Source organism: Trichococcus sp. TS_SC_9 (assembly GCF_056156325.1).
On the sequence record NZ_CM149591.1, the window covers coordinates 2,970,390 to 2,993,045 of the forward strand.

25 protein-coding genes are annotated in these 22,656 nt (G+C 45.1%); all 25 read right to left on the reverse strand.

The annotated features are described in order from the left end of the window. Nucleotides 1-3 precede the first annotated feature (3 nt). Entirely contained in the window at nt 4-2,163 is a 2,160-nt protein-coding gene (locus AC0J5I_RS14375) for a penicillin-binding protein (protein ID WP_107995933.1), read from the reverse strand. Then, the gene (locus AC0J5I_RS14380; RefSeq protein WP_107995934.1) at nt 2,160-2,543 is read right to left on the reverse strand and encodes a septum formation initiator family protein; all 384 of its coding nucleotides are present in this window, start codon (nt 2,541-2,543) and stop codon (nt 2,160-2,162) included. The genes AC0J5I_RS14375 and AC0J5I_RS14380 overlap by 4 nt, the downstream gene beginning before the upstream one ends. A gap of 95 nt (nt 2,544-2,638) precedes the next feature. Then, nucleotides 2,639-3,589, reverse strand: a complete 951-nt coding sequence (gene rsmH / locus AC0J5I_RS14385) for a 16S rRNA (cytosine(1402)-N(4))-methyltransferase RsmH (RefSeq protein ID WP_107995935.1) — start codon at nt 3,587-3,589, stop codon at nt 2,639-2,641. 8 nt (nt 3,590-3,597) lie between these two features. Next, entirely contained in the window at nt 3,598-4,029 is a 432-nt protein-coding gene (mraZ, locus tag AC0J5I_RS14390) for a division/cell wall cluster transcriptional repressor MraZ (protein ID WP_086943378.1), read from the reverse strand. A gap of 256 nt (nt 4,030-4,285) precedes the next feature. After that, complete coding sequence (locus AC0J5I_RS14395) at nt 4,286-5,329, reverse strand: LTA glycolipid anchor biosynthesis glycosyltransferase, IagA/BgsA family (RefSeq protein WP_107995936.1); 1,044 nt, start codon at nt 5,327-5,329, stop codon at nt 4,286-4,288. Nucleotides 5,330-5,361: 32 nt separating this feature from the next. Next, the gene (locus tag AC0J5I_RS14400; protein ID WP_475301351.1) at nt 5,362-5,739 is read right to left on the reverse strand and encodes a DUF3397 family protein; all 378 of its coding nucleotides are present in this window, start codon (nt 5,737-5,739) and stop codon (nt 5,362-5,364) included. Between the two features lie 150 nt (nt 5,740-5,889). Next, nucleotides 5,890-6,069, reverse strand: coding sequence for a 50S ribosomal protein L32 (rpmF, locus tag AC0J5I_RS14405; protein WP_086628343.1), 180 nt, complete (start codon nt 6,067-6,069; stop codon nt 5,890-5,892). Nucleotides 6,070-6,129: 60 nt separating this feature from the next. Then, a complete protein-coding gene (locus AC0J5I_RS14410) occupies nt 6,130-6,687 on the reverse strand; it encodes a YceD family protein (RefSeq protein ID WP_159072195.1) in 558 nt (185 codons plus the stop codon). Nucleotides 6,688-6,781: 94 nt separating this feature from the next. After that, nucleotides 6,782-7,486 (reverse strand): aspartate/glutamate racemase family protein, encoded by a 705-nt coding sequence (locus AC0J5I_RS14415; RefSeq protein WP_107995938.1) that lies wholly within the window; start codon nt 7,484-7,486, stop codon nt 6,782-6,784. 41 nt (nt 7,487-7,527) lie between these two features. Further along, on the reverse strand, nt 7,528-8,745 hold the full coding sequence (locus AC0J5I_RS14420) for a carboxylate--amine ligase (RefSeq protein ID WP_475301360.1): 1,218 nt from the start codon (nt 8,743-8,745) through the stop codon (nt 7,528-7,530). 142 nt (nt 8,746-8,887) lie between these two features. Beyond that, the gene (locus AC0J5I_RS14425; RefSeq protein ID WP_475301364.1) at nt 8,888-10,105 is read right to left on the reverse strand and encodes a nucleotidyltransferase; all 1,218 of its coding nucleotides are present in this window, start codon (nt 10,103-10,105) and stop codon (nt 8,888-8,890) included. A 36-nt stretch (nt 10,106-10,141) separates the two neighbouring features. Beyond that, nucleotides 10,142-10,885, reverse strand: coding sequence for a class I SAM-dependent DNA methyltransferase (locus tag AC0J5I_RS14430; RefSeq protein WP_475301367.1), 744 nt, complete (start codon nt 10,883-10,885; stop codon nt 10,142-10,144). Next, nucleotides 10,882-11,247, reverse strand: coding sequence for a ribosome silencing factor (gene rsfS, locus AC0J5I_RS14435; protein ID WP_107995942.1), 366 nt, complete (start codon nt 11,245-11,247; stop codon nt 10,882-10,884). The genes AC0J5I_RS14430 and rsfS overlap by 4 nt, the downstream gene beginning before the upstream one ends. After that, entirely contained in the window at nt 11,247-11,861 is a 615-nt protein-coding gene (yqeK, locus tag AC0J5I_RS14440; protein ID WP_475301372.1) for a bis(5'-nucleosyl)-tetraphosphatase (symmetrical) YqeK, read from the reverse strand. Before yqeK ends, rsfS begins: the two co-directional genes overlap by 1 nt. Then, entirely contained in the window at nt 11,848-12,474 is a 627-nt protein-coding gene (locus AC0J5I_RS14445) for a nicotinate-nucleotide adenylyltransferase (RefSeq protein WP_107996025.1), read from the reverse strand. Before AC0J5I_RS14445 ends, yqeK begins: the two co-directional genes overlap by 14 nt. A 77-nt stretch (nt 12,475-12,551) precedes the next feature. Next, nucleotides 12,552-12,863 carry a ribosome assembly RNA-binding protein YhbY gene (gene yhbY / locus AC0J5I_RS14450; RefSeq protein WP_086628351.1) on the reverse strand — a complete coding sequence of 104 codons (312 nt, stop codon included), beginning with the start codon at nt 12,861-12,863 and terminating at the stop codon, nt 12,552-12,554. A gap of 22 nt (nt 12,864-12,885) precedes the next feature. Further along, on the reverse strand, nt 12,886-14,013 hold the full coding sequence (gene yqeH, locus AC0J5I_RS14455) for a ribosome biogenesis GTPase YqeH (protein WP_107995944.1): 1,128 nt from the start codon (nt 14,011-14,013) through the stop codon (nt 12,886-12,888). Next, the gene (locus AC0J5I_RS14460) at nt 14,006-14,533 is read right to left on the reverse strand and encodes a YqeG family HAD IIIA-type phosphatase (protein WP_107995945.1); all 528 of its coding nucleotides are present in this window, start codon (nt 14,531-14,533) and stop codon (nt 14,006-14,008) included. The genes yqeH and AC0J5I_RS14460 overlap by 8 nt, the downstream gene beginning before the upstream one ends. A 627-nt stretch (nt 14,534-15,160) precedes the next feature. After that, nucleotides 15,161-16,030 (reverse strand): homoserine kinase, encoded by an 870-nt coding sequence (gene thrB, locus AC0J5I_RS14465; protein ID WP_107995946.1) that lies wholly within the window; start codon nt 16,028-16,030, stop codon nt 15,161-15,163. 81 nt (nt 16,031-16,111) lie between these two features. Further along, nucleotides 16,112-17,401, reverse strand: a complete 1,290-nt coding sequence (locus AC0J5I_RS14470; protein WP_475301380.1) for a homoserine dehydrogenase — start codon at nt 17,399-17,401, stop codon at nt 16,112-16,114. 190 nt (nt 17,402-17,591) lie between these two features. Further along, a complete protein-coding gene (locus tag AC0J5I_RS14475; protein ID WP_086628356.1) occupies nt 17,592-17,822 on the reverse strand; it encodes a YkuJ family protein in 231 nt (76 codons plus the stop codon). Nucleotides 17,823-17,932: 110 nt separating this feature from the next. Beyond that, nucleotides 17,933-18,799, reverse strand: a complete 867-nt coding sequence (locus AC0J5I_RS14480) for an NAD(P)-dependent oxidoreductase (protein ID WP_475301384.1) — start codon at nt 18,797-18,799, stop codon at nt 17,933-17,935. A gap of 119 nt (nt 18,800-18,918) precedes the next feature. Beyond that, nucleotides 18,919-20,112, reverse strand: coding sequence for a glycosyltransferase (locus AC0J5I_RS14485; RefSeq protein ID WP_234402603.1), 1,194 nt, complete (start codon nt 20,110-20,112; stop codon nt 18,919-18,921). Nucleotides 20,113-20,349: 237 nt separating this feature from the next. After that, nucleotides 20,350-22,080: a phosphoenolpyruvate--protein phosphotransferase gene (ptsP, locus tag AC0J5I_RS14490; protein WP_107995950.1), complete on the reverse strand. Its 1,731-nt coding sequence runs from the start codon at nt 22,078-22,080 to the stop codon at nt 20,350-20,352. A 1-nt stretch (nt 22,081) separates the two neighbouring features. Beyond that, entirely contained in the window at nt 22,082-22,348 is a 267-nt protein-coding gene (locus AC0J5I_RS14495; protein WP_068559983.1) for a phosphocarrier protein HPr, read from the reverse strand. Nucleotides 22,349-22,656 lie beyond the last annotated feature (308 nt).

Genomic DNA, 22,656 nt, shown 5'->3' on the forward strand with positions numbered 1-22,656 from the left:
CGCTTATTCCAAAATGATCTTGACTTCCGTGGCAGCGTTCAAGATGGATCCCGTCTCCAGACTCTGAAAAACCACATAGCCTTCCCCTTCAAAAGTAAAGTTTATGCCAGCGATTTCTGATACTTTCAAGACATCGTCTTTTGACCAACCGTAAACATCAGGCATCGTCATCGCCCCTTCAGTCATAAGGATCGCCTTCTGGTTCGTGATAGTTTGTGTCCCGGCGTATGGGTATTGTTGCACGATTCGGCTACCGCTGCCGATGATTGCTGTATCATTATATCCGACAGCAGTCAGTGCCGCCAAAGCTTCATCTTTGGATAATGTTGTCACTTCCGGCATCGAAGCCTGGTTGACGTCCCCCGTCACTTCCGTATTCAGGTTGTCGTACTCGATTGCTCTTGTCATGAATGGATTGAATATTTCCGACAGATACTTGGAGCCATTCAGGCTGTCCAAGTTTGCAGGTCGTTTCATTGTCAAATACAGGATATAGCTGGGATCATCCGCTGGCGCGAATCCGACCACTGAGTAAAGATAATTGGAATAGCCAGTGTAATATGCGCCAGTTGTGGAATTCACCACTTCCGCCGTACCCGTTTTGGCAGCGATCTCTGTCCCTTCGATCTTGTAAGCCTGTCCGGATCCATTCTCGTTGTAGACGACTTCTTTCAGATAGGTCAGGACTGTTTGAGCGGTTTCCGCCTTGATCGGAGATCCGACTTCTTCCGGTTCATTAACGGTAACCTTGCCCGTATTCGGATCTTCTGTGCGATCCAAATAGTTCAGTTTCATCATGGTGCCATCATTTGCGATTGCCGTAAAAGCTTGCATCAATTGGAAAGGCGTAACGGTTACCCCTTGTCCGAAAGCCGTATTCGCTTTTTCCAGCGGATACGTATAGCTGTAATTCCCAGTTGCTTCATTTTCCAGTCCCGAATCGGTTGATTGTCCGATTCCAAATGCCTTCATATAGGACTCCCAAACATCGTAACCCATTGTTTGCACCAGTTTCACGAAGGCCACGTTGCTTGAGCGGGCCAATCCCTCGAGATAGGTGATATTGCCCCAACCATCCTTATTGTAGTCACGGATGGTTCCTCCTTCCACTTCCACACTACCGGAAGTATATGTTGCAAATGGGCTGAATACTCCCTCGTTCACAGCTGCCGCCAAAGTCAAAATTTTGAAAGTGGAACCCGGTTCGTAGGTATCCTCCACCAACAGATTCTGCCATTGCGCATCAATGCCATCTTTGGTCGTGGCGTTGAAGGTGGGACGCTGGGAAGCCGCAAGAATCGCACCGGTATCCGGATCAACCAACATAGCTGTCATCGATTCCGGTTCAGCCTCTGCATACACTTGCGACATCAGGCTTTCCAGATAGATCTGCAGGCGACTGTCGAGCGTCAGATAAAGATTATTCCCTTCAACTGGCTCCTTTTCCTGAATCTGCGTTCCGGGAATCAGGTAACCATTGGAATCTTCTTGATAGGTAACTTCACCATCACTGCCATCCAACTCATTATCGTACAGGGATTCTATTCCCATCATGCCGACCAATTTCTTCTCTTCGTTTGTGTCTGCTTCTTCTTCGCTGGCTGAACTTTGCGCAAAGCCGACAAGATGAGACGCAAAAATCCCGTTTGGATAAAGTCTTGAAGGTGTTTCCTCGAACGTAATCCCCGGAAGTTCTTCTGCTTCAATGCTGGATTTGGTCGCATAATTCAGGTTGGTTCCTGCGCTTCCGAATTCGACTTGCTTCAAACCCTCTTGGTTCAGAGTGGTCAGAATCTCTTCTTTGCTCATGCTGATATATTGTGCCAGAGCTTCAGCAGTTTTTTCCTTGTCGACGATATGATTCGGAGCTTCTTTATCTTCGCTCCATTCATCGGTCAAAACGGCAACCAACGAATAAGAAGTAGCATCCAAGGCAATGGGATTACCACCTATGTCATAGATGGTACCTCTTTTTGCGGCAAGGATACTACTTCTGGTATATAAGTTATTAACATGCTCGCTTAAATTCTCGCCATTTACCTTCTTGGTGATCATGATCATAGAAAAACGAAAAATAAATACAAGAAATAGTAAACCTGTTAAACCAACCATGATGCGAGTCATTTTTTTTCGGTTTTTTTGAGGATTAGCTGTTTTTTTCATCGCGTAACATTCCTAACGTTTGCTTCATTCATTTCCAGACCAAGTTCTTTTGCTATCTCGATGATGCGGTCGTATCTTGAAAGTTCTTGGACTTCTTGCTCCAAGTTTTGATTTTCTAAACCGATTGCAACGCTATCATTTTGTAAGTCCTGCAACGCTCTGTTCTGATTGGAGAGGGTCACTTGTGTAGCCAGTGATAACAGCAATACGACCAATGCACTTAACAGCGTGATGGTGATGGCAAATTTTTCAAGTTTGACATATTTATCTCTAACGGCCTTGTAGCCTTTCGGTTCAGGTTGGCCTTTTATGGGTTCTGTCTGTTCTTTAGGCAGCTTCGGTTGTGGTGCTATTGCCGCTCTATATTCAGGTAATGCCACTTAATCCTCTCCTCCCCCGCAATGAATCGTGCAGCTCAGGCACGCTTCATTGTTTCCGACTGATGATCTTTAGTTACAGAGCTGCTGTGCTCCTGTTATATCTTGACTCTTTCGATGACACGCAATTTTGCACTTTGAGAACGCGAATTTTCACTTAATTCCGCCTCGTTGGGCATGATTGGTTTTCGGCTGATCAGTTTGTAGTCCGCTTCATACTCCACGGGAAGAATAGGCAAAAGCGGCAAGGTGTCCTCTTTCGAGCTGGCTTCTTTGAAAAGAACTTTAACGATCCGGTCCTCCAATGATTGGAAGGAAATCACGCTCATGCGCCCTCCGACGTTCAGCATCTTCAAGCCATCTTCTATCGAATCTTCAATAGCGGATAATTCGTCGTTGACGGCGATGCGCAAAGCTTGGAAAATACGCTTAGCCGGGTGTCCACCTTTTCTTCTGGCAGGTGCAGGGATGCAGTCCTTGATGATTTCAACCAATTCGCCAGTCGTCTCAATCGGTTGGGTTTCTCTGATTTTTTCGATTTTACGGGCAATCTGCTTTGAAAATTTTTCTTCGCCATAACGATAAAAAATCTTCACTAACTCAGCAAAAGACCACTCATTCACAATGACGCGGGCCGTCAATTCCTGTTCTTGGTCCATGCGCATGTCGAGCGGCGCATCATAGCGGTAACTGAACCCTCGTTCTGCTTGGTCCAATTGTGGGGAAGACACTCCCAAATCATACAGGATGCCATCCACGCCAAACACATCACGGTCTTCCAGTTCTTCTTTGATATTCCGAAAATTGGCCTTGATGAGTGTCACCATGCCTTTTTCGATATAACTCGCCAACGTTGCTTCTGCATTTTCGATAGCGATACGGTCTTGGTCAAAGGCATACAGATGCCCATTTTCATTCAATTTTGATAAAATCACGCTGCTGTGTCCGGCACCACCCAAAGTGCAATCGACATAAATGCCATCTGGTTTGATGTTCAAACCATCGATGGACTCATTTAACAACACGCTATAATGTTCAAATTTTTCCATTTTTACACCTACAATCCAAAGTCGATCATCGTTTCAGCAATATCTTCGAAGTTTTCGGCAGCCTCATCAGCAAATTCTTCCCACTTCTCGTTGCTCCATATTTCAATACGGTCGGCTACTCCGACAATACGACATTCTTTTTCAATTTTCGCATAATCCAATAAGGTTTGAGGGATATTGATGCGCCCTTGTTTATCCAATTCAGCTTCCATAGCGGCTGAATAGAAGAAACGGGTAAAAGCACGCGCATCTTTTTTGGCAAGGGGCAGCTGTTTCAATTTCTCTTGCAGCAGCTCCCATTGGCTTAACGGATAGCCGAACAAACAGCCGTCCAATCCACGGGTGATGATGAACGTATCGCCTAATTCCTCACGGAATTTTGCGGGCATGATCAATCTGCCTTTAGCATCTATATTGTGTTTGAATTCGCCCATCAACATAAAGACACTCGCCCCCACCTTCAAATATGTTTTCAGTCTACCACATCCCCCCACTTTCTACCACATTTTCCCGAACAATTCATAAAAAAAACAAATTGATTTCGACAAATAATCGAAATCAATTTGTTTTCAGTTATCATCTATCATTTTGCTCGGCGCAAGGATGGGACACCACCAGTGCCACGCAGATAAAGCTTGGCTCAGACTAGCGGTTTCCGAAAAATTTATCGAATGTGGGGATTTTTCCCACAAAAAATCATTTTGTTTGCGGGACCGAGATTGGGCTTTTGTCGGACTTATTCAACTGGATCGCAGTTTCGTAAGCACTTCTCAATTCCGAACCGATGTAGCTGAGGTCTTTCTGGCGTATATGATCTTGGCCTGCAGCCTTCAAAGAAGGCAGGTCCCCTTCCAATATGCCGCTGATCAACCTTCGGAAATCATCATTCGTTTTGCCTTTGTAGACGTGTTTGCCATCGACGAAATCGTCCTCATAAATCGGTATATCCCGGATCAGGACCTCCTGTCCCATGGCGAGTGCCTCCAGAAGGACGATTCCTTCCGTTTCTTCGTAAGTTGGAAAGAAAAACAAATCAGCACCACAGTATGCATTCCGGAGCTCATCAGGAGCCACATAACCGGCAAATTGCAGATTGGGCAATTTTGTCTCTACCGCTTCGCGGATTTCCCGTGGAACTTGGTGGAGGTTCAAGTATCCAAACCAGATGAACTGGTAAGCAGGCATCGCTTTGGCTAAAGCGACAAAATCAAGGATCCCTTTCCGCTTGATGTAAAGGCCAACAGACATAATAACCTTGTCTGTTGCAGTATACCCATATTTCTGGCGGAAGGACGCACCCATTTCCGCAGTCGCTTGGTAAAACGACAAATCGATTCCGTTCGAAATCGGGATGATCGGTTGTTGCAACCCCGCCTGCAGCAGCAATTTTTTGGAATAGGGGGTAGGCGTCAAGACCACATCGCCATGGCTGTAGCAGTGCAGAATCCATTTACTGAACAAAGGCGCAGCCGCATTGGAGAATATAAAAGAATTCCGGAAGTCCTCCTTTGTGGAGTGGGCATGATAAACGATTGGTTTCCCTTGTTTTTTGACTTTATGCAACAGACGATAGGATTGTCCGAAGTAGGTATTGATGTGCATCAGATCAAAATCGTCTCTGTAGTCTGTCGTAAAAGATATCCCTTCCAGTGTGAGAGCTTTTTTCTGATGCTCGATTGCTCTTCCCAAACCGGATTTCCCGATGTATTTCATACCTTCAGAGTACAATAATACTTTCATGATTTCGTGCCACCTCATTCTTTAATTTTCGGCTATCCTCTTACAAGGAAATAAATGCGCAACAGCACCAACATGTAATAAAAAAGCAGTGCCATCAAAAACAGTATTTTTATGAAATAACGATAAAACCGCTTCGGCTGATGGATCTTTTTGCGTTTGTCGAAATACAGCGTCTGGAGCAGGCCGACGACGCAAGACGCAAGCAGAAAGTGCGGCAAGAGCGAATAAGTCAAACTGTAGACACTCAGCAGATGAATGCCTACGAACAAAAACGGCAACACAACGTCCGCAACCGTCAATTGGATAATTTGTTTGTACCTGAGATACGGCCTAAAAAATTTGTTGATCAGAATGATTTCTAAAATCGGAAAAACATACAACAGAATTTCAAAATAGTGGAAGTTTTGCATCCCAACGCTCCTTTGCGAAAATATGGCGTCCATGCCGCATAGATACATTTTACCTCATTCTGGAAAATTATGCTTCCTTGAAAAAAGGGAACAAAAAAAGCCAGCAGAAAATTCATTCTGCTGGCTGGAATTGCGGATGGCATTTCAGGATTAGCTTTGTTTTTCGATAACTACTTCTCCATCATAGTGACCGCATGATGCACAAACGTGGTGGCTCTTTTTCAATTCGCCACAATTAGGGCATGCGTTCAAGCCTGGAATTGATAACTTGAAGTGCGTACGTCTTTTTGCTTTTCTTGCTTTAGATGTTCTTCTTTTAGGTACTGCCATTTCCTTACACCTCCCTGTATTAATCGCTGTATTTATTTAAAAAGATCAGCGTCAAAAATTTCACTCTGTTTTTTCTTCGTCTTCTAACAGGGCCTTCAGACCAGCTAATCGCGGATCAATCTGGTCGGTTTTTTCTTCTTGTCTCTTTCTTGCGAAAGATTCTTCGGAAACAACTTCCCATTCAGCGCCACTAGGCATGTCCTCGGACTCCATCTCTTCCGGCGTGAAGACTTGTAGAGGTAGATTCAGCAGAATGTTGTCCTCGATAGCGGGGACCAGATTCACTTCATCACCTTCAAGCGGCAACACGACTTCCGCAGGATTGTCCTGCTCGAGGTAGAGCGATTCACTCTCAGTGTACACTTCTTCGATTGCTAATTGCAAGGGTACATCAACTAATTCCAACGACCTTGACGAAGGCAGGGTAATCGTTAAATCGATTCGGAAATTGGCAAGCACAGAATGATTTTCGTATAATAAGAAACCTTCCGCCTTAATCGGCGACACTGCTTTGATTTCATTATTTCTTTGCATCAATGAACTTTCCCGGTCTATCATCCGAGAGAAATAGTACGGTTCACCACGATGTTCTTGTAATTCTTTTAATGGCCATTGCATTTCCATCACCCCTAAAATAACAAATTGAATTATACTAGTGAAAAAAAACTTTGTCAATGTATTTTCCTTTACATCTAAAAAGGAAAACGTTTTTTTATGCTTTTAATTCTTTGGCCAACGCGATTGTTTTGTCCAAAAGCACCTTTTCCGCGTCGACGATCGGATAGCGTTGCTCTTCATCCTCACTGTTCATCAAGGAAACTTCCGTGCAACCCAACAGCACAATATCCGCACCGCAATTTTTGAAGTCTTCCAAAATTTCGTAATACAAAGGGAAAAATAAATGCGATCTCTCTTTGATGTAATAATAAATCATTTTATTGATCTTGTTTTGTAATTCTCTGTCCGGCAATACAACTTGGTAACCTTTCTCAACAAGCCGATTTTCGTAGATGCGGCTCTGATGCGTTCCCTCTGTGGCAAATAATCCGACTTTTTCTGCGCCCTCATAATGTTCCGCAATATAGTCGACCGTAAGATCGATCATATTCAAAATCGGAATATCCGTTTCCTTTTGAATATCATCGAAGAAATAATGGATAGTATTGCAGGGCATGATGATGAATTCTGGCTGAAGAAGATTCAACATATGAACATCTTCTATCACTGCGTCCACCGGATTCGGTTTGGTCGGATCCAAAATATATTCCGTACGATCCGGAATATCAGCGTGGTTCATCAGAACGTAATTGAAATAATCCTGGTCGTTTTCGGGGAAATGACGTTTATTCATTTCAACAAGAAAGTTGGTCGTCGCCAGCGTTCCCATTCCCCCAAGAATACCAAAAAATTTTTTCATACTTTCTCATCCCTCGTTTCCCGTTTGTTTCTTGATTCAGCTTATTCCTCTGGCGGATACTCTCTGAATTTTTTGTAATAATTGAATTTGGAAGCCAACACATAGAATTTCCTTTTCGGGCTGACTTCAAAAGGCGCATCCAACGGGTGCACTACTTTGCCATCCTTGTACAGCTCTTTTACTTTTTTCCGCAACACGTCGGACTTGACATACTTCAGCAAAAGGCTCTTTGGTGTCATAGTGAACAAGGTTTCATTCGTATTGATCGTAACACCAAGTTTTTTCTTGGCTATGTAATCTTCAACATAGTATTTCGCGACATTGTTGCCGCTGGCAGTGACATAATAGTTACTGACGCCAAGACGCCCGTTCAATTCAAAGAAAACATAGTCATCTTTGCGCTCATCATACTTCACGTCAAAATTGGAGAAACCATAAAACTCGGTTTCCGCAACCAGTTTTTGGACGGAAGCAACAATCTTCTGCTCTTCTCTTGCCCAAATCGTCAGGTGGTTTCCGATGGCGGATGGCGTATGGTCTTCCAAAAGGATGTGGCCGAACGCGATCAGCTTGATTTCCTTGTCCCTAGGCGATGTGTAGACCGTTACGACACCGAGGTAAGTGTCATCGCCGGGCACATACTCCTGCAGGATTAGGTTGTCTGTATAGCCATTGTCGCGCACTAAATGATAGATGCGTTCAAGATCTTTTTCATCCCGTCCTATGAAGACTTTTTCTTTCCCTTCAAAATGCAGTCCCTGATACATGATGGCATTCGAAGGCTTGATGATGATCGGAAATTCAAACGGCAAGTTCAGTGAAAATTCATCCATAACTACAGTCTTCGGATAAGGAACCCCTGCTTTTTCACAGATGGCGTAAAAACTTTCCTTATTTGTCGCCCGCAGGAATACATCTTCATCCACGTACGGAATGATCCAATCATCACTGAAGCGGTCCTTCGTTCGGATCAACAGTTCTGCATAGCGATCGTCTGCCCCAAAGATGATTTTTTTCATATTCGGATAGTCACGGCCGATTTGTTGAATAGTCTCAAAAAAATGATCCAGGTCATCGATTCCCGGTTGGATGTAATGCTTGATGATGCGGGAATTGCCGATAGGACCTATGATCATCGGGCTGATGAGATTCGTTTTAACTTGATACGCTTCATAGAAAGCTCTCGCCAAACTATAGGCTCCTCTGTTCCCCCCCACGATTACGGGAACGAAACTGACGGAGTTGGCTTCTTCGCTCATTTGATTGTCCTCCTTAGTGCCTAAAACCGAATATTCAAGGCTCTAGCATCTATTAACCTATCCATTATATTTCTTTGGTTGTGGTCAGTCAAACGCTTCTTGCATTTTTTCATTAAAGTTTTCATAAATTTCCTTAAAAAACCTAGCTCTGATTCCTTGGCTCGTTACGGATATAAATGGGTGCCCGGGTGAAATTCTGCTCCTCCAAAACCGGAATGGCTCCCAACCGATAGATGCGATCGCTCCGGATTTCCAGCTGCAAGTCCGAGGTATGTGGCTCACGCAATTTCGTGACGATCGGGGTTTCCGTGTTTTTTTTCAAAGTGTTCAGATAGCGTCTTCCTGCCTCCGTAAATCCGAGCAACCGGATGGAATCCGCTTTTTCCCGGAAAGAATTCGCTTCTGCTTTGGTTATCCCCAACAAAATATAGGTGCAGACCCGCTGAAGCCTGGCCCATGTCCAGCGCTTGGTCTTCACACGCCGAATGAAGGCCGTAAAATCAGCTGCGTCCTCGGCTTCCTTTTTCAGCCTGTATTCGATACCTTCTTCAACCTGATAGATGTTCTGGAGTTCCGTATGCGAAAGCAACAGGAGCTGATATTGCAACATTCCCCAGTAAGGGGCCCAATCAAGCAGAGGACGCCTCTCCAGCGCTTCTAACGTCTCTTGCGGCACAAACCTGCCAATGTCCTTCCTTTCGGTTTCTTTCCCGTGGTGGAGTGACCATTCGCGAATGGCGGTCCCACTTGCAAATTCTTGTCCGAAAGCGTCACTGTCGTTGTGTCCGGCACCGCGCCTAAGCACGATGGCCGTTTCCATCGGTTCAGGGAATTGTTCATTTTCTTTGACATATGCCAATCCGAGCTGATTATTGGGCGTTGAAAAGGAAATAGCAGAACCTTGTGGGCGCAAGATGTCGGCAATGGCCGTTTCCAGTTGCGCAGCATAGGTTCTGCCATCATTTCGGTAAGTCTGAAAAATCCGATTGATTTCCGATTCGTGTTCGCGCAAGAAGCGGCTGTGCGAAATGAAATCTTCCGCTGTGCCTTCTTCAGCACCGAATGCAAAGGCATCGCACTGCATCGCCTGCAGCAAACGGATGCCTGCACTTGCGAACAGATCCGCGGCCTGGACACTTCCCAACACGGGCATCTCCACGACTATATCAGCACCGTTCCGCAACGCGATTTCCGCACGCGTCCATTTATCCAACAAAGCGGGCGCGCCCCTTTGGACAAAATTGCCGCTCATGGCGACAATCATGACATCGCTCTTGGTCATCCGACGTGCTTCCGACAGTTGATAGCGGTGTCCGTTGTGAAAAGGATTATATTCTGCGATTACACCACAAGCTTTCATCGAAGCGCCCCCCTTTGGTTTCATTAGTATGGTTGCTTAAGCTTTTTTGCAGGCAAAAAACCAGCGCGGACTGTCATCACTCACATCAGTTTCACCGAATTCGGCTGTAGCCGCAACATCGGTGAAGCCGGCTTCTTTAAGGATCCGCTTATAGACTTCCAGCGGATACGTGCGTTCGCGATGATATTCCGAATGGCGTTCAAACAATTCCGGATTCTTCTGGGATCCCATGAAGAAAGTCAAATCATGCTCGACACTATTCGCAGCATCGCCGGTAAAACTTTCCCAAAGGAAGGCTCCCGCTTCATCCTGATAGATGTATTGATATCCCGGAAAAACGTTATTCACTTGATGCATCGAGTGGACGTCGAACAAAAAAACACCGCCAGGTCCGAGATTGCGGATGACGCTCTGAAAGACTTCCGCCACTTCAGCTTCATCCGTCATGTAGCAAAGTGAATCAGAGAAGCACGTCACGACGTCAAAATCCCCCATCGGCTCCAGCGAACGCATGTCTCCCACTGCCAACGAAAGCGTAACGCCTTCTTCCTGCATCCGATTATAGGCAAGCGAAAGCATTTCGTCGGAGAGGTCGACCCCTGTTACCCGATGGCCTTTTTTCGCCAATTCCACTGCAATCTTCCCTGTCCCGCATGCCAATTCCATGATGTCCAGACCGGATTTCCCGGCTGTATATTTTTCAACATAAAGAAGCCAGCTGTCGTAGACAGACTGGTCCATTATTTCATCATAGTAATGGGCAAAGATGTCGTAACTCATTGCTCAGTGACCATCCCCGAGATGTCGACCATAGGCGCATCACTCCATAATTTTTCGATGTTGTAGTAGCCGCGTTCCTCATGGTTGAATACGTGCACGATAAGGTCGTTCAGATCGATCAATGTCCATTTGCCCGAATCTTTGCCTTCAACATTTTTGACTTCGCCTTTGTTTTTGTGCACGCTCTCCACGATCGCTTCCACGATTGCAGCGACTTGCTTTTCGTTACGGCCGTTCATGACAACAAAGTAATCACCGATCGATGTCAAACCGCGTACATCCAATGCCATGATATCCTGAGCCAATTTGTCATCTGCTGCTTTAACCACTAATTCCAATAATTCTTCACTTGTTAATTTCATTATGATTTCCCCACTTTTCTTTGGATCCAACTGTTGTAGACATAGATTGTGCCGGGATAAATCGGCAGTTCTTTCTTCACCAGATGGATGATTGTTTTTTCTATTTTAAAATAAGCTGCCTCATCCAGGCTGATTTCAGCCAGTCTTCTGGCTTCGTCTACGCCCTTGAATGCGCGTCCCGATTCGATGTAATCGGCAACGAAGAGGACTTTCCCGATCAGGGTCATTGTCTCACCACCGATTGTATGCTGGCGGATTGCGTCAAGGATAGCCTCATCCGTGATTCTGAATACCATTTCGGCATAATAAGCGCCGACAGGTCCATGCATGATTTCGCTGCCGTAATCGGTCATTTCGCTGTCCATCCCTTCGGACAGGACGATTTCCTTCATGCTTTCCGCGTCATGTTCTTTCGCAAAGTCATGCAGGAGAGCGGCCAACGAGCAGGCTTCCATGGATGCGCCGTATTTTTCCGCCAATTGGATGGAACAGGCTTCAACCCGCAGCACATGCTGGAAACGCGATGGCTTCATCTGTTTTTCCACTTCCGCCAAAACGGCTTCCCGCGTCCAATCCGTATAGATTCCTGTGTATGCAAGCTCAGTCTTCGTCATCGAGATAGAGTCCTTCTTTCAAAATGTAATCTTTGACGTCCTCTTTCACCAAATAACGGATCGAGCGGCCGGTTTTGACCATCTTGCGGATTTCCGTCGAACTGATGTCGATCAATGGCGCATCGACCCAGATGATTGGATAGATGCTTTCCCTTCCATATCCCAGCCTGGCGACGCCGACGAACTGCACAAGTTGTACCAGTTCATCGATGCGTTCCCACTTCGGCAAGTATTCCACCATGTCTCCGCCGATGATGAAATAATAATCAGTGTCCGGATGCATGGAAGTCAACAATTTCATCGTATCGATCGTAAAGCTCTTACCGCCCCGCTCCAACTCGATCGTTTCGATATCGAACAACGGATTGCCCGCAATGGACAACCGCACCATCGATTCGCGATGATTCGCTGGAATTGATTCTTTTTCATCAACATGTGGGGGCTCGGCATCGGGCATGAAATAAATCTTATCCAAGCCAAGTTGTTCCCCAACCTGTTGCGCTACGATCAGATGGCCTAAATGGGGCGGACTGAATGTCCCTCCCATAATGCCGATGCGTTTCCGGTCCTGGAAAGCGATCTGCGTCTCGACCTCGGTTTCTTCGATGATCATATAATCCGTTTGTCCGATCAAATTTAAAGTTGTGATCAATTTTTTCTCACCTCAATAAAATATGGATTGGCCTGCCTTTAGATTTTTTCAACGACAGTCGAATAACGACGATTCTTTTCTTTGGTTGATGGTTTGAACAACACAAGCGTGCGTCCGATCTGTTGTACGACTTTCGCTTGCAGTTTTTCTTCGATAACTGCAGCGACATCTTCTGTTTCTTCATCCGTGTTCTGCAGAAGAGCGATCTTCAGCAATTCTCTTTTCTCCAACGCTTCCCCAATTTGGTAAAGCATCTCTTCGTTCAATCCACCTTTACCCACTTGGAAGAGCGGATTCATATGGTGTGCTTCTTTTTTTAAATATTGTTTTTGTTTGCCTCTTAATTCCATTTGACACCTCAGTCTTTTATTATTAAATGATCGGTTTGCGCATTACTGTGTCCACGCCTTGTGGGACCCATGCTGCGACTTTGCCTGGTTTGCGGACAGTTATCCATCCCAATCCGGAAAATACGATATCGGACGGTACTTTGACATTGAATTCACGTCTGACCAACGGCGGAAAATTTTCCGCGTCTTCCGCAGACGGCGGCTGAAGAAGGGTCCCCAGATGTTTTGCATAGAATTCATCCGCTTTTTCCAATTTGGTTCGGTGAATTTTTAAATCATTCGCGAAATAGCAAGTGAAGGATGATTTTTCCCCACTGATGAAATCAAAACGCGATGCGCCACCCAAGAACAACGTCTGTTCCGGGTTCAATTGATAAGTAATCGGTTTGATTTCGTGTTGCGGCGCTACGAGCTTCAATTCTTTCGGGCTCAACACATGCGCCATTTGGTGGTGATGGATGATCCCTGGCGTATCGATTAGGAAATGCCCATCGTCCAAAGGAATACGGATCTGATCCAACGTTGTGCCAGGGAATTGGGAAGTCGTGATGACATCTTCCTTGTTGCCTGTAGCCGCACGGATGATCTGGTTCATGACAGTGGATTTACCTACGTTCGTGACGCCCACGACATAAACATCTTTGCCATCCCGATGTTCTTCGATGGTTTCCAACAGATCATCGATGGACGTCGCTTTCTTGCCGCTTACCAGCATGACGTCAACCGGACGCAAACCTACTGACTGCACCTGCTCCGTCAACCATTGCTTCACACGGGACAGTTTGACCGACTTGGGCAAAACATCCACTTTATTTCCGACCACCAACACTTTATTATTGCCCGCAAAGCGATGCAATCCAGGGATCATGCTGCCGTATACGTCGAACAGGTCGATGACGTTGACGATCAAGGCATCTTCCATCGAGATGGTGTTCAGCATCGCCAAAAATTCATCATCCGTGACGGACACTTTTTCCATCTGATTGTAGTGTCGCAGACGGAAACAGCGTTGGCAGTATAATTGCCCGGAATCCAATCCCTTTTGCAGAGCGGCCGCCGGGGTATACCCTCGTTCGGTCGGATCATCGGTCTGGATTTTCGCCCCACAGCCGATGCAATAGAGATCTTCTGTTAATTCTTCTTTAGTCAAGTGATTTCCTCCATATCATTCCTGGATCATTTTTCAACAAACGTTTCAGCAGTTTTCTTTCAAAGAATCGGTTTATGCGCGTATTCCATCCGTCCGAATTGATGATTGGCATTACCCACACACTCTTGACTCCCGCTCGAGTCGCGCCAAAAACATCCGTAAGCAATTGGTCCCCAACCATCAGGCATTGGTCCAACGGAAGCTGCAGCTGTTCAGCTGCCTTGATGTACCCACGGCGAGAAGGCTTCATCGACCTTGGCACATAAGACAATTGCAACTTATCCGCGATTATCTTGACGCGCTTATCGCTATTGTTGGAAATGATGACGACGGGTATCGCATTTTCTTTCATCAAGGCGATCCAATCCTTCAATTCCTGTGTTCCTTCCGGATTGTTCCAGGCGATCAAGGTATTGTCCAGATCGGTCAATACACCTTTGATGTTGTTCTTTTCAAGTTGTTCCGGAGTGATGTGATAGATGGACTCCACCATCCATGTCGGTTTGAATTTATTTAACATAATGTCTCCTCATCAAAAAAATAAGAGGACGGGAAAAAGCAACAACGTCACTTTTCAAGCAGAACCCGAGAGAACTTCCCCAAGTCGCGCCCCAAAACCAAAAAACTGCACGGCACACAATCCGAAACAAGCATCCTGTACCCCACAAAAAAGTTTTGACCCAGCCTCACTACTATCCAATTGTATATTATAACCCCATTCCAGTAACATTATAAAGCATAAACCAAAAAATACAAGAGCACGATGCTATGCGGGAGAGTGTGATGGATTCCGGGTAGAAATCGAGCACTAAGAGGACTAACACTAAACGGACGCTTTTTGTCCGTGTGTGGTAGTCAGCTTAGGCACAGATTTCTGGGATTCAGAACACGTTTGATATGGCGCTATGTCCCTAGGCAGCTTGTCAGCTTAAGCGGAACCCCCTGCAGGCCAGAGCGCGTCTAAGAGGAGCGCGATGATTTGCGCTCAGACACCCGGACGCTGCGCTCGGGCCTGGAAAGATGGATAACTTTCCGATATCCATCTTTTCCGCCCGCGTTCGGCCTAACGCCTGCGAACACTACCCCAAAATACAAAAACCCAAGGATTTCTCCTCGGGCCCGTTGTTATTTGATTATTATTTGACTATCATTTGATTACTTGCACGCCATTTTTTTCAACATGCAGCAACTTGACTTCACTGTTTTTGACGGCGGCTCTAGCCGCAGCTACGAATGCTGCTGCCTTTTCAGGATGGATCATCGTAAGGATCGTCGTGCCTGCACCACTTAGGTAAGTACCGTACGCTCCCATCTCATGTCCCAATTCCCGGACTTGACTCAACTCCGGAACCAATGCGCCCCGATAAGGCTCATGGAAAACATCCTGTTCCATCAATGCGCCCGCTTTTTCAATGTCACCCGAAAAAACAGCCGCCACCAACATATTCGAGATGCTGCTGCCTTTGACAGCTTCCTTAAACGGAAGCGAATCCGGCAAAACGGCCCTGCTTGCCTTCGTCAACAATTCCTTTTCCGGAATCGTCACTACCAAGGCAACCTCAGGGAAACTTGCTTTTGTCCAATATACTTTTGAATCCAGAACGGTTCCAACAGTGAAGTCCCCCGTGATGGCAGGCGTCACATTGTCAGGATGGCCTTCGATGCGTGTCGCGATTTGAATTTTATCATCAATGCTCAATCGCAGATTTGCACATTGATTAGCCAACTCGATTCCTGCAACGATGGCGGCGGAACTACTGCCCAAACCTCTGGCAGCAGGCACTTCACTCGTCATCGTGATTTTCCGTGGTACCATGTTCGGCGCCAAAGACAACGCCGTCTCAATAATCAGATTTGTTTTATCAGTCGGAATCCCCGCTCCCAAATCATGGAGAATTTCCCACTCGTCGGCCTCTTCTTTTACAGTCAACGTCAAATATAATGATACAGCCAATCCAAGGGAATCAAAGCCTGGTCCCAAATTGGCGGAAGTTGCCGGTACACGGATATCAAACATCCTACTAATCAACCCTTTCCAAAGAACGATGGTCCATCAATTCTTAATCTTTACTGTGTTCGAAATACGAAAGAAATCCGATCAGTGTTCCAACACTTTAAAATGGACTTTCAATTTCATATCATCATTATCTTCCATCGCTTGGATGATTTCATTTTCTTGCGCTTTCGACATCGGATGCGTAACGATGACAATGATCGCTTTACCGTTTGCCAATGGCTCTTGGATGATCTTATCAAAGCTTACTTCTGCAGTAGCGAAGATTTTCGCCAATTCCAAAAATTGTCCTGCACGATCGGTAACTTCCAAACGCATGAATACAGGATTGATGACCTGCTCAGGTTTCGCAATCAAGGTCTCTACTTCATACTCGTTAAAGATGTTTCCAGTTGTTCCCAAAAGGATATTTTTAGCGATATTCATCACATCACTGACGACGGCTGTTGCAGTAGGCAATTCTCCTGCTCCGGCGCCGTAGAACATCGTTTCCCCAAGAGCTTCCCCCGCCACAAAGACAGCGTTCATTTCATTGTTGACACTGGCCAAAGGATGCGATTCCGGAACAAATACCGGTCCGACTTCCACGTTGACGCTGTCGTCGATTTTTTCGGCAGTACCGATCAACTTGATTTTATAGCCTAAACGATTCGCCAACTTGATGTCGTTGATGGAAACATTGCGGATACCCGTCACTGCAACATCATCCAAAGTCACATCATTCGTTCCGAAGGCAAGACGAGCCAAAATGACCATTTTGCGCGCTGCATCCAACCCATCGACATCGCTTGTCGGATTTTTTTCAGCAAAGCCCAATTCCTGTGCCAATGCCAAGGCTTCATCGTAAGAGTAGCCTTCTTTGTCCATTTTCGTCATCATGAAGTTTGTCGTACCGTTCACGATCCCCATGACTTTTTGAATATTGTCTGAAGCGAAACTTTCTGTGATCGCACGTAAGATCGGAACACCTCCAGCAACAGCTGCTTCATACAAGAAATCGCATTTGTTTGCTTTCGCCAGAGTGACCAATTCTTTCCCATGCAAAGCCACAAGATCTTTATTTGCTGAAACAACATGCTTTCCAGCCGCCAAAGCTTTAGAAATGTAATCTTTTGCTACCGGAACATATCCAATTAATTCTACAATAATCGAAATTTCTTCGTCATTCAAAATTTCATCAAAATTATCTGTGCAATAAACAGCCTCACCAAAGAAAGTTTTGCATTTATCAATATCGCGGTCCAAAACCGTTTTGATGACTACTTCCTGTCCGACCACTTGATTGATTTTATTCTGGTGGCCACTGATGATGCGGGCAACGCCAGTCCCTATCGTTCCTAGTCCTAATAAACCTACGTAAATCTTGTTTGCCATTATTCCACCTCTTCAATTATTTCCTTATTACACAGTATACTGAATGTTGCGGAATTACTCTACATAAAAATTAAAAAATTTTAATGATTGCCACTTTATTCCCATGAAAATGGAATGGGCAAAAAAAGGCAGCGGGAAAATGAGGCCTACTCATTTTCCCGCTGCCTTAGTTCATGCAAGGATGGATGAATTAATCTTGTAATAATTCGTAAATTTCGATGGCAACTAAATCAAGATCATCAAATTGATAAGTTTGGTTTGAATCGTGTTCTTCCAATTCAAAACTTTCCGTATCGCGATTGTATTTAACGACGCAACGTTCTACGCCTGCTTTTTCAAAACGACGGATTTCGACATCACCATTGTCTTCCATCATTACTTCTAGGCGACGAAGGATCGCTGAGAGCTGTGAAGGTTTCATGATATTTCCCCTTTCAAGACTAACTTCTTATTTATTCTAGCATTTTTTTTCTGACTACGCATCAATTTACTGTAATTTATCCAAGAAAATCAATATTTGAGTATTGCGCCTTATTCGCCCCACCAAAGCTTCACCAATGCTTGCGTACCCTCATCAGCGAAACCTTTGCCCGCTAATTGTTCGTAAAGCACCGCTGCCTGTCTTGTGGCCGGCAAGTCGATGCCCATCTTATCTGCTTCATCCAGTGCGATCTTAAGATCTTTTACAAAATGTTTGACGAAGAATCCAGCTGTGTAATCTTGCTTCAGGATTCGAGGGGCATAGTTCGTCAAAGACCAGTTCGCGGCACTACCGGAACCGACTTGTTCGACTACGCGTTGCAAATCCAATCCGGCCGCTTTCGAATAAACAAGCAACTCGGTCATACCGGTCATCGTACCGGCCACCATGATCTGGTTGGCCATTTTTGTGTGCTGACCACTGCCGGCTGGCCCTTGCAACATCACCTTGCTGGAAAAAACGGACAAGACTTCTTTTGCGGCCTCAAATGTTCCTTCATCTCCACCGACCATCGTTGTCAGCGTTCCGTTTTGCGCGCCCTTGTCTCCCCCTGATACCGGGGCATCCAGAGTCCGGATCCCTTTTGATTTCCCGAAATCATCTATTTTTTCTGCCAGAGTTGGGGTACTAGTGGTCATATCAATGAGAATATGGTGGTTATCCGCTTTCGAAAAGATGCCGTTCTCCCCAAAATAGGTCTCTTCAACGTCTTTCGGATAGCCTACTATCGTGATGACGATATCTGATTGCGCCGTCACATCAGCAGGCGTATCGCACCATTTTGCACCTTCAGCGATAACCGCATCCGCCTTGCTTTTCGTCCGATTAAAAACACGGACAGGATAACCCGCATTCAAGAGATGCCTGATCATGGACGAGCCCATGACACCCGTTCCGATAAATCCAATATTTTCCATTTATAAATCCGCCCCTTCTAAAAGCTATGTTAACAGTATACCCTACGCTCTGCGCAGATAAAAATAAAAAAGCGCCGAGCAACAGATTATCCAAGCAATCTGTTTCCCGGCGTTCCGGCTCAACGTTTGATTTTTTCCAAGAGATTCACTCTTAATTTCACTTCTTCGCGCGGCTGCGAGTCATAAATGTCGATACTTGTTTGATAATAGCTCAATACGGCCTCCGCAAATGCTTTTGAAGAAATTTTCTGCATCAGCTCATCCCACACTTCTTGGTTTGTCGCAACATCGGAGCTGTGATAAAAATCCGCATAAGCGATGATGGTCTTACCAATTTTGTCATCCTCGTCGAACAACATCCCTAGGCTATCCTCTGTTATCAGACCGGATAAGTAGTCGTTCCGTTTAGCGATGACCGGACACCCGTTTACGATCGATTCCAAGTAGGTCAAGCCTTGCGTTTCTGATTCGGAAGCATTGATATAAATGTCCGCCATTTGGTAATATTCGCTCACATCTTCATTTCTGACTTCGCCCACGAAGATCACGTTAGGGGTCAAATTCATTTCCGATACCAGCATCTCTAACTCATGGCGCATCGGTCCATCCCCGACGAACACAAGTTTTGCGGACGGGCAGGCTTCGACAACTTCAGGAAAGGCATGGACAAGCTTGTCCAAATTTTTTTCTGAAGACAACCTGCTGAGGGAGAGTAGCACCAATTCGGAATCCGAAATGCCCAACTCTTCGCGCTTGCGGGATTTGATTCCGACAATCTGTGCGGGTATCTTGACACCCGTTGGAATGACGCGAATTTCCTTATAAATATTGTAGGATGCCAATTTCTCCTTCATTTGCTCGCTTGGAGCAATGATGCCCATCGTACTGTTGCAGAAATAACGGGAGGCTATCTTAACCGCACGGGGTTTCACAACTTTCCCTTTAGCGATGTAGTGCAGATATTTTTCGTACATGGTGTGATAAGTATGCACCGTCGGAATCTCCAGCATGTACCCGACAAATTTACCCGTCAAGCCCAAGCTGAACTCCGTATGCGTGTGCACGATATCTATTCTCTGCCTCTTCGCTTCCTTCAATGCTTTGTTCATCCCTTTGACCGCAACCCTACGATCTTTGAAAGATAAGAACGGGATGCTGGTCAAACGGATTATATTTTTTTCAGATTCGTCAGCTTTCGGGTCGGTTGTGGTAAAAATGATGACCTCATGACCTTCTGCCTCCAATTCCTCTTTCAAGGTGCGGATTGAAGTGGAAACCCCGCTCACTTGAGGAAAATACGAATCTGTAAACATGCCTATTCTCATGATTTCACCTCGAAAAAATCCCATCAAATTTATTATGACTCAATATGTTCAGTATATAGAACATTTTGATATTTGTCACTCATCCGTCAGACCTACTTTTAAAATATATTCGCCCGAAACGGAATGCCCAAATAACAGAGGCTGCATCCTTGATCGGTTTCAACTCGGAGGCACACAAAAAGGCCAGGCATGCAAGCATGCCTGGCCTTTTTAACCTGAATCGGCTTAGTCTAATTTAGCTTTCATTTCTTCAACCAATGCAATGACTTCTTCAACAGTCGTACATTCATTGATTGCTTTGTCCGCTAATGTTTCCATTTCTTTGGAATCCAAGCGTTTCATCAAGCTGCGTGTTTTCAGGACGCTGGATGCGCTCATTGAGAACTCATCCAAACCAAGACCTACCAACAACGGAACCGCTGTTTGGTCGCCGGCCATCTCGCCACACATACCAGTCCATTTACCTTCCGCATGAGAAGCATCAATAACATGCTTGATCAGCGTAAGGATAGCTGGGTTGTAAGGTTGATACAAGTAAGAAACTTGTTGGTTCATGCGATCTGCCGCCATTGTGTATTGGATCAAGTCATTTGTTCCGATACTGAAGAAATCTACTTCTTTAGCGAATTGATGAGCTAATACAGCAGCCGCTGGGATTTCAATCATGATACCTACTTGGATATCATCAGCAACTTCTACGCCATCGGCCAATAGATTCGCTTTTTCTTCATCCAACATCGCTTTTGCAGCTCTGAATTCGTTCAGTGTTGCAATCATTGGGAACATGATGCGTAATTTACCGTAAACGGAAGCACGCAATAATGCACGCAATTGTGTACGGAACATCTCTGGTTCAGCCAAGCAAATACGGATTGCACGGTAACCCAAGAATGGGTTCATTTCTTTCGGCAATTCCAAATAAGGCAATTCTTTGTCCCCACCGATGTCCATTGTACGAACAACGACAGGTTTGCCTTCCATGCCTTCCAAAACAGCTTTATAAGCATCGAATTGCTCATCTTCTGTCGGGAAGTCCGAAGAGTCCATGTACAGGAATTCAGTACGGTATAGACCTATTGCTTCAGCACCGTTAGCGACAACGCCTTCCAAATCTTTAGGCGTTCCGATATTGGCAGCCAATTCGATATGTTTACCGTCTGCTGTCATTGTATCTGCATTCTTCAGTTTGTGCCATTCAGCTTGCATCGCAGAAAACTCTTCAGCTTTCTTCTTGTATGCAGCTAATGTTTCTTCATCTGGATTGATGTAGACGTCGCCGTCCAAACCATCCAAAATGATGATATCGCCATCTTTGACGATTTGAGTGATCTCTTTTGAACCTACAATTGCAGGAATTTCCAAAGAACGGGCCATGATTGCGCTATGGGAAGTGCGTCCACCGATATCGGTAACGAATCCTTTAACATAATCACGGTTCAATTGAGCCGTATCACTAGGAGTCAAATCTTTGGCAACGACGATCACTTCTTCTGTGATTGTCGATGGATTAGGGATTTTGACACCCAACAAGTGGCTCAATACACGCTCGGTAACGTCGCGGATATCCGCTGCACGTTCTTGCATGTATGGATTGTCTTCCATCGCTTCGAACATACCGATGAACATGCCGGCAACATCAGAAAGTGCTGATTCAGCATTCACACCGTTGTCGCGGATGTTTGAATTCATTGATCCAATCATTTCTGGATCGGATAATACCATTAAATGTGCATCAAAAACTTGTGCTTCTTCTTCGCCAAGTGATACTGCCGCTTTGTCTCTGATTGCACTTACCTCTGATTTAGCGGTTTCAAAGCTTTGCAAAAGGCGAGCAATTTCGCCTTCTGAATCTTCCACTTTACGCTTCTCAAAGGATAGATCCGGTTCGGTAAGCAAATATGCTTTCGCAATTGCAATACCGTCACTAGCTGCTATTCCTTGTAAGTGGTTTTTCATATTACTCTGCTAGCCCTTCTTTTACCATTGTTTCAGTAATTCCAGCCATAGCGTCTGCTTCGTCCGGACCTTCTGCAGTGATGACAACATCAGCGCCTTGGCCTACGCCTAATGACATTACACCCATAATGGATTTTAAGTTAACTGATTTACCTTTGTATTCTAAATTGATGTCTGAATTAAATTTGCTTGCAGTTTGCACCAATAAAGTTGCTGGACGTGCGTGAATCCCTGTTTCTGCGATTACGTGATATTCTTTTCTTTCCATGTCATAAACCCCTTTTGAGATGTATTTATTTAAGGTACTTTTAATACGTTTCCATTATAACAGAAAAATGGGAAACCGGATTAAAAATAACCCTTTCATTGAATAAGATTACCATCTTTCGCTTTATACTACAACTGTTTTAACTAGATTCGTTCAAATTTTTGTCATAATTGCTGAAATGTCACTAATTTAATACAACCTTCCCATTTGGCTGAAAGCCGTCCCGCGAAGAAAAATTTTGCTTTGTACAGGTCAAACCACTTGAAAGTCAAAATAGGTCAATGTATAATGGGCTCATAAGGTCAGAG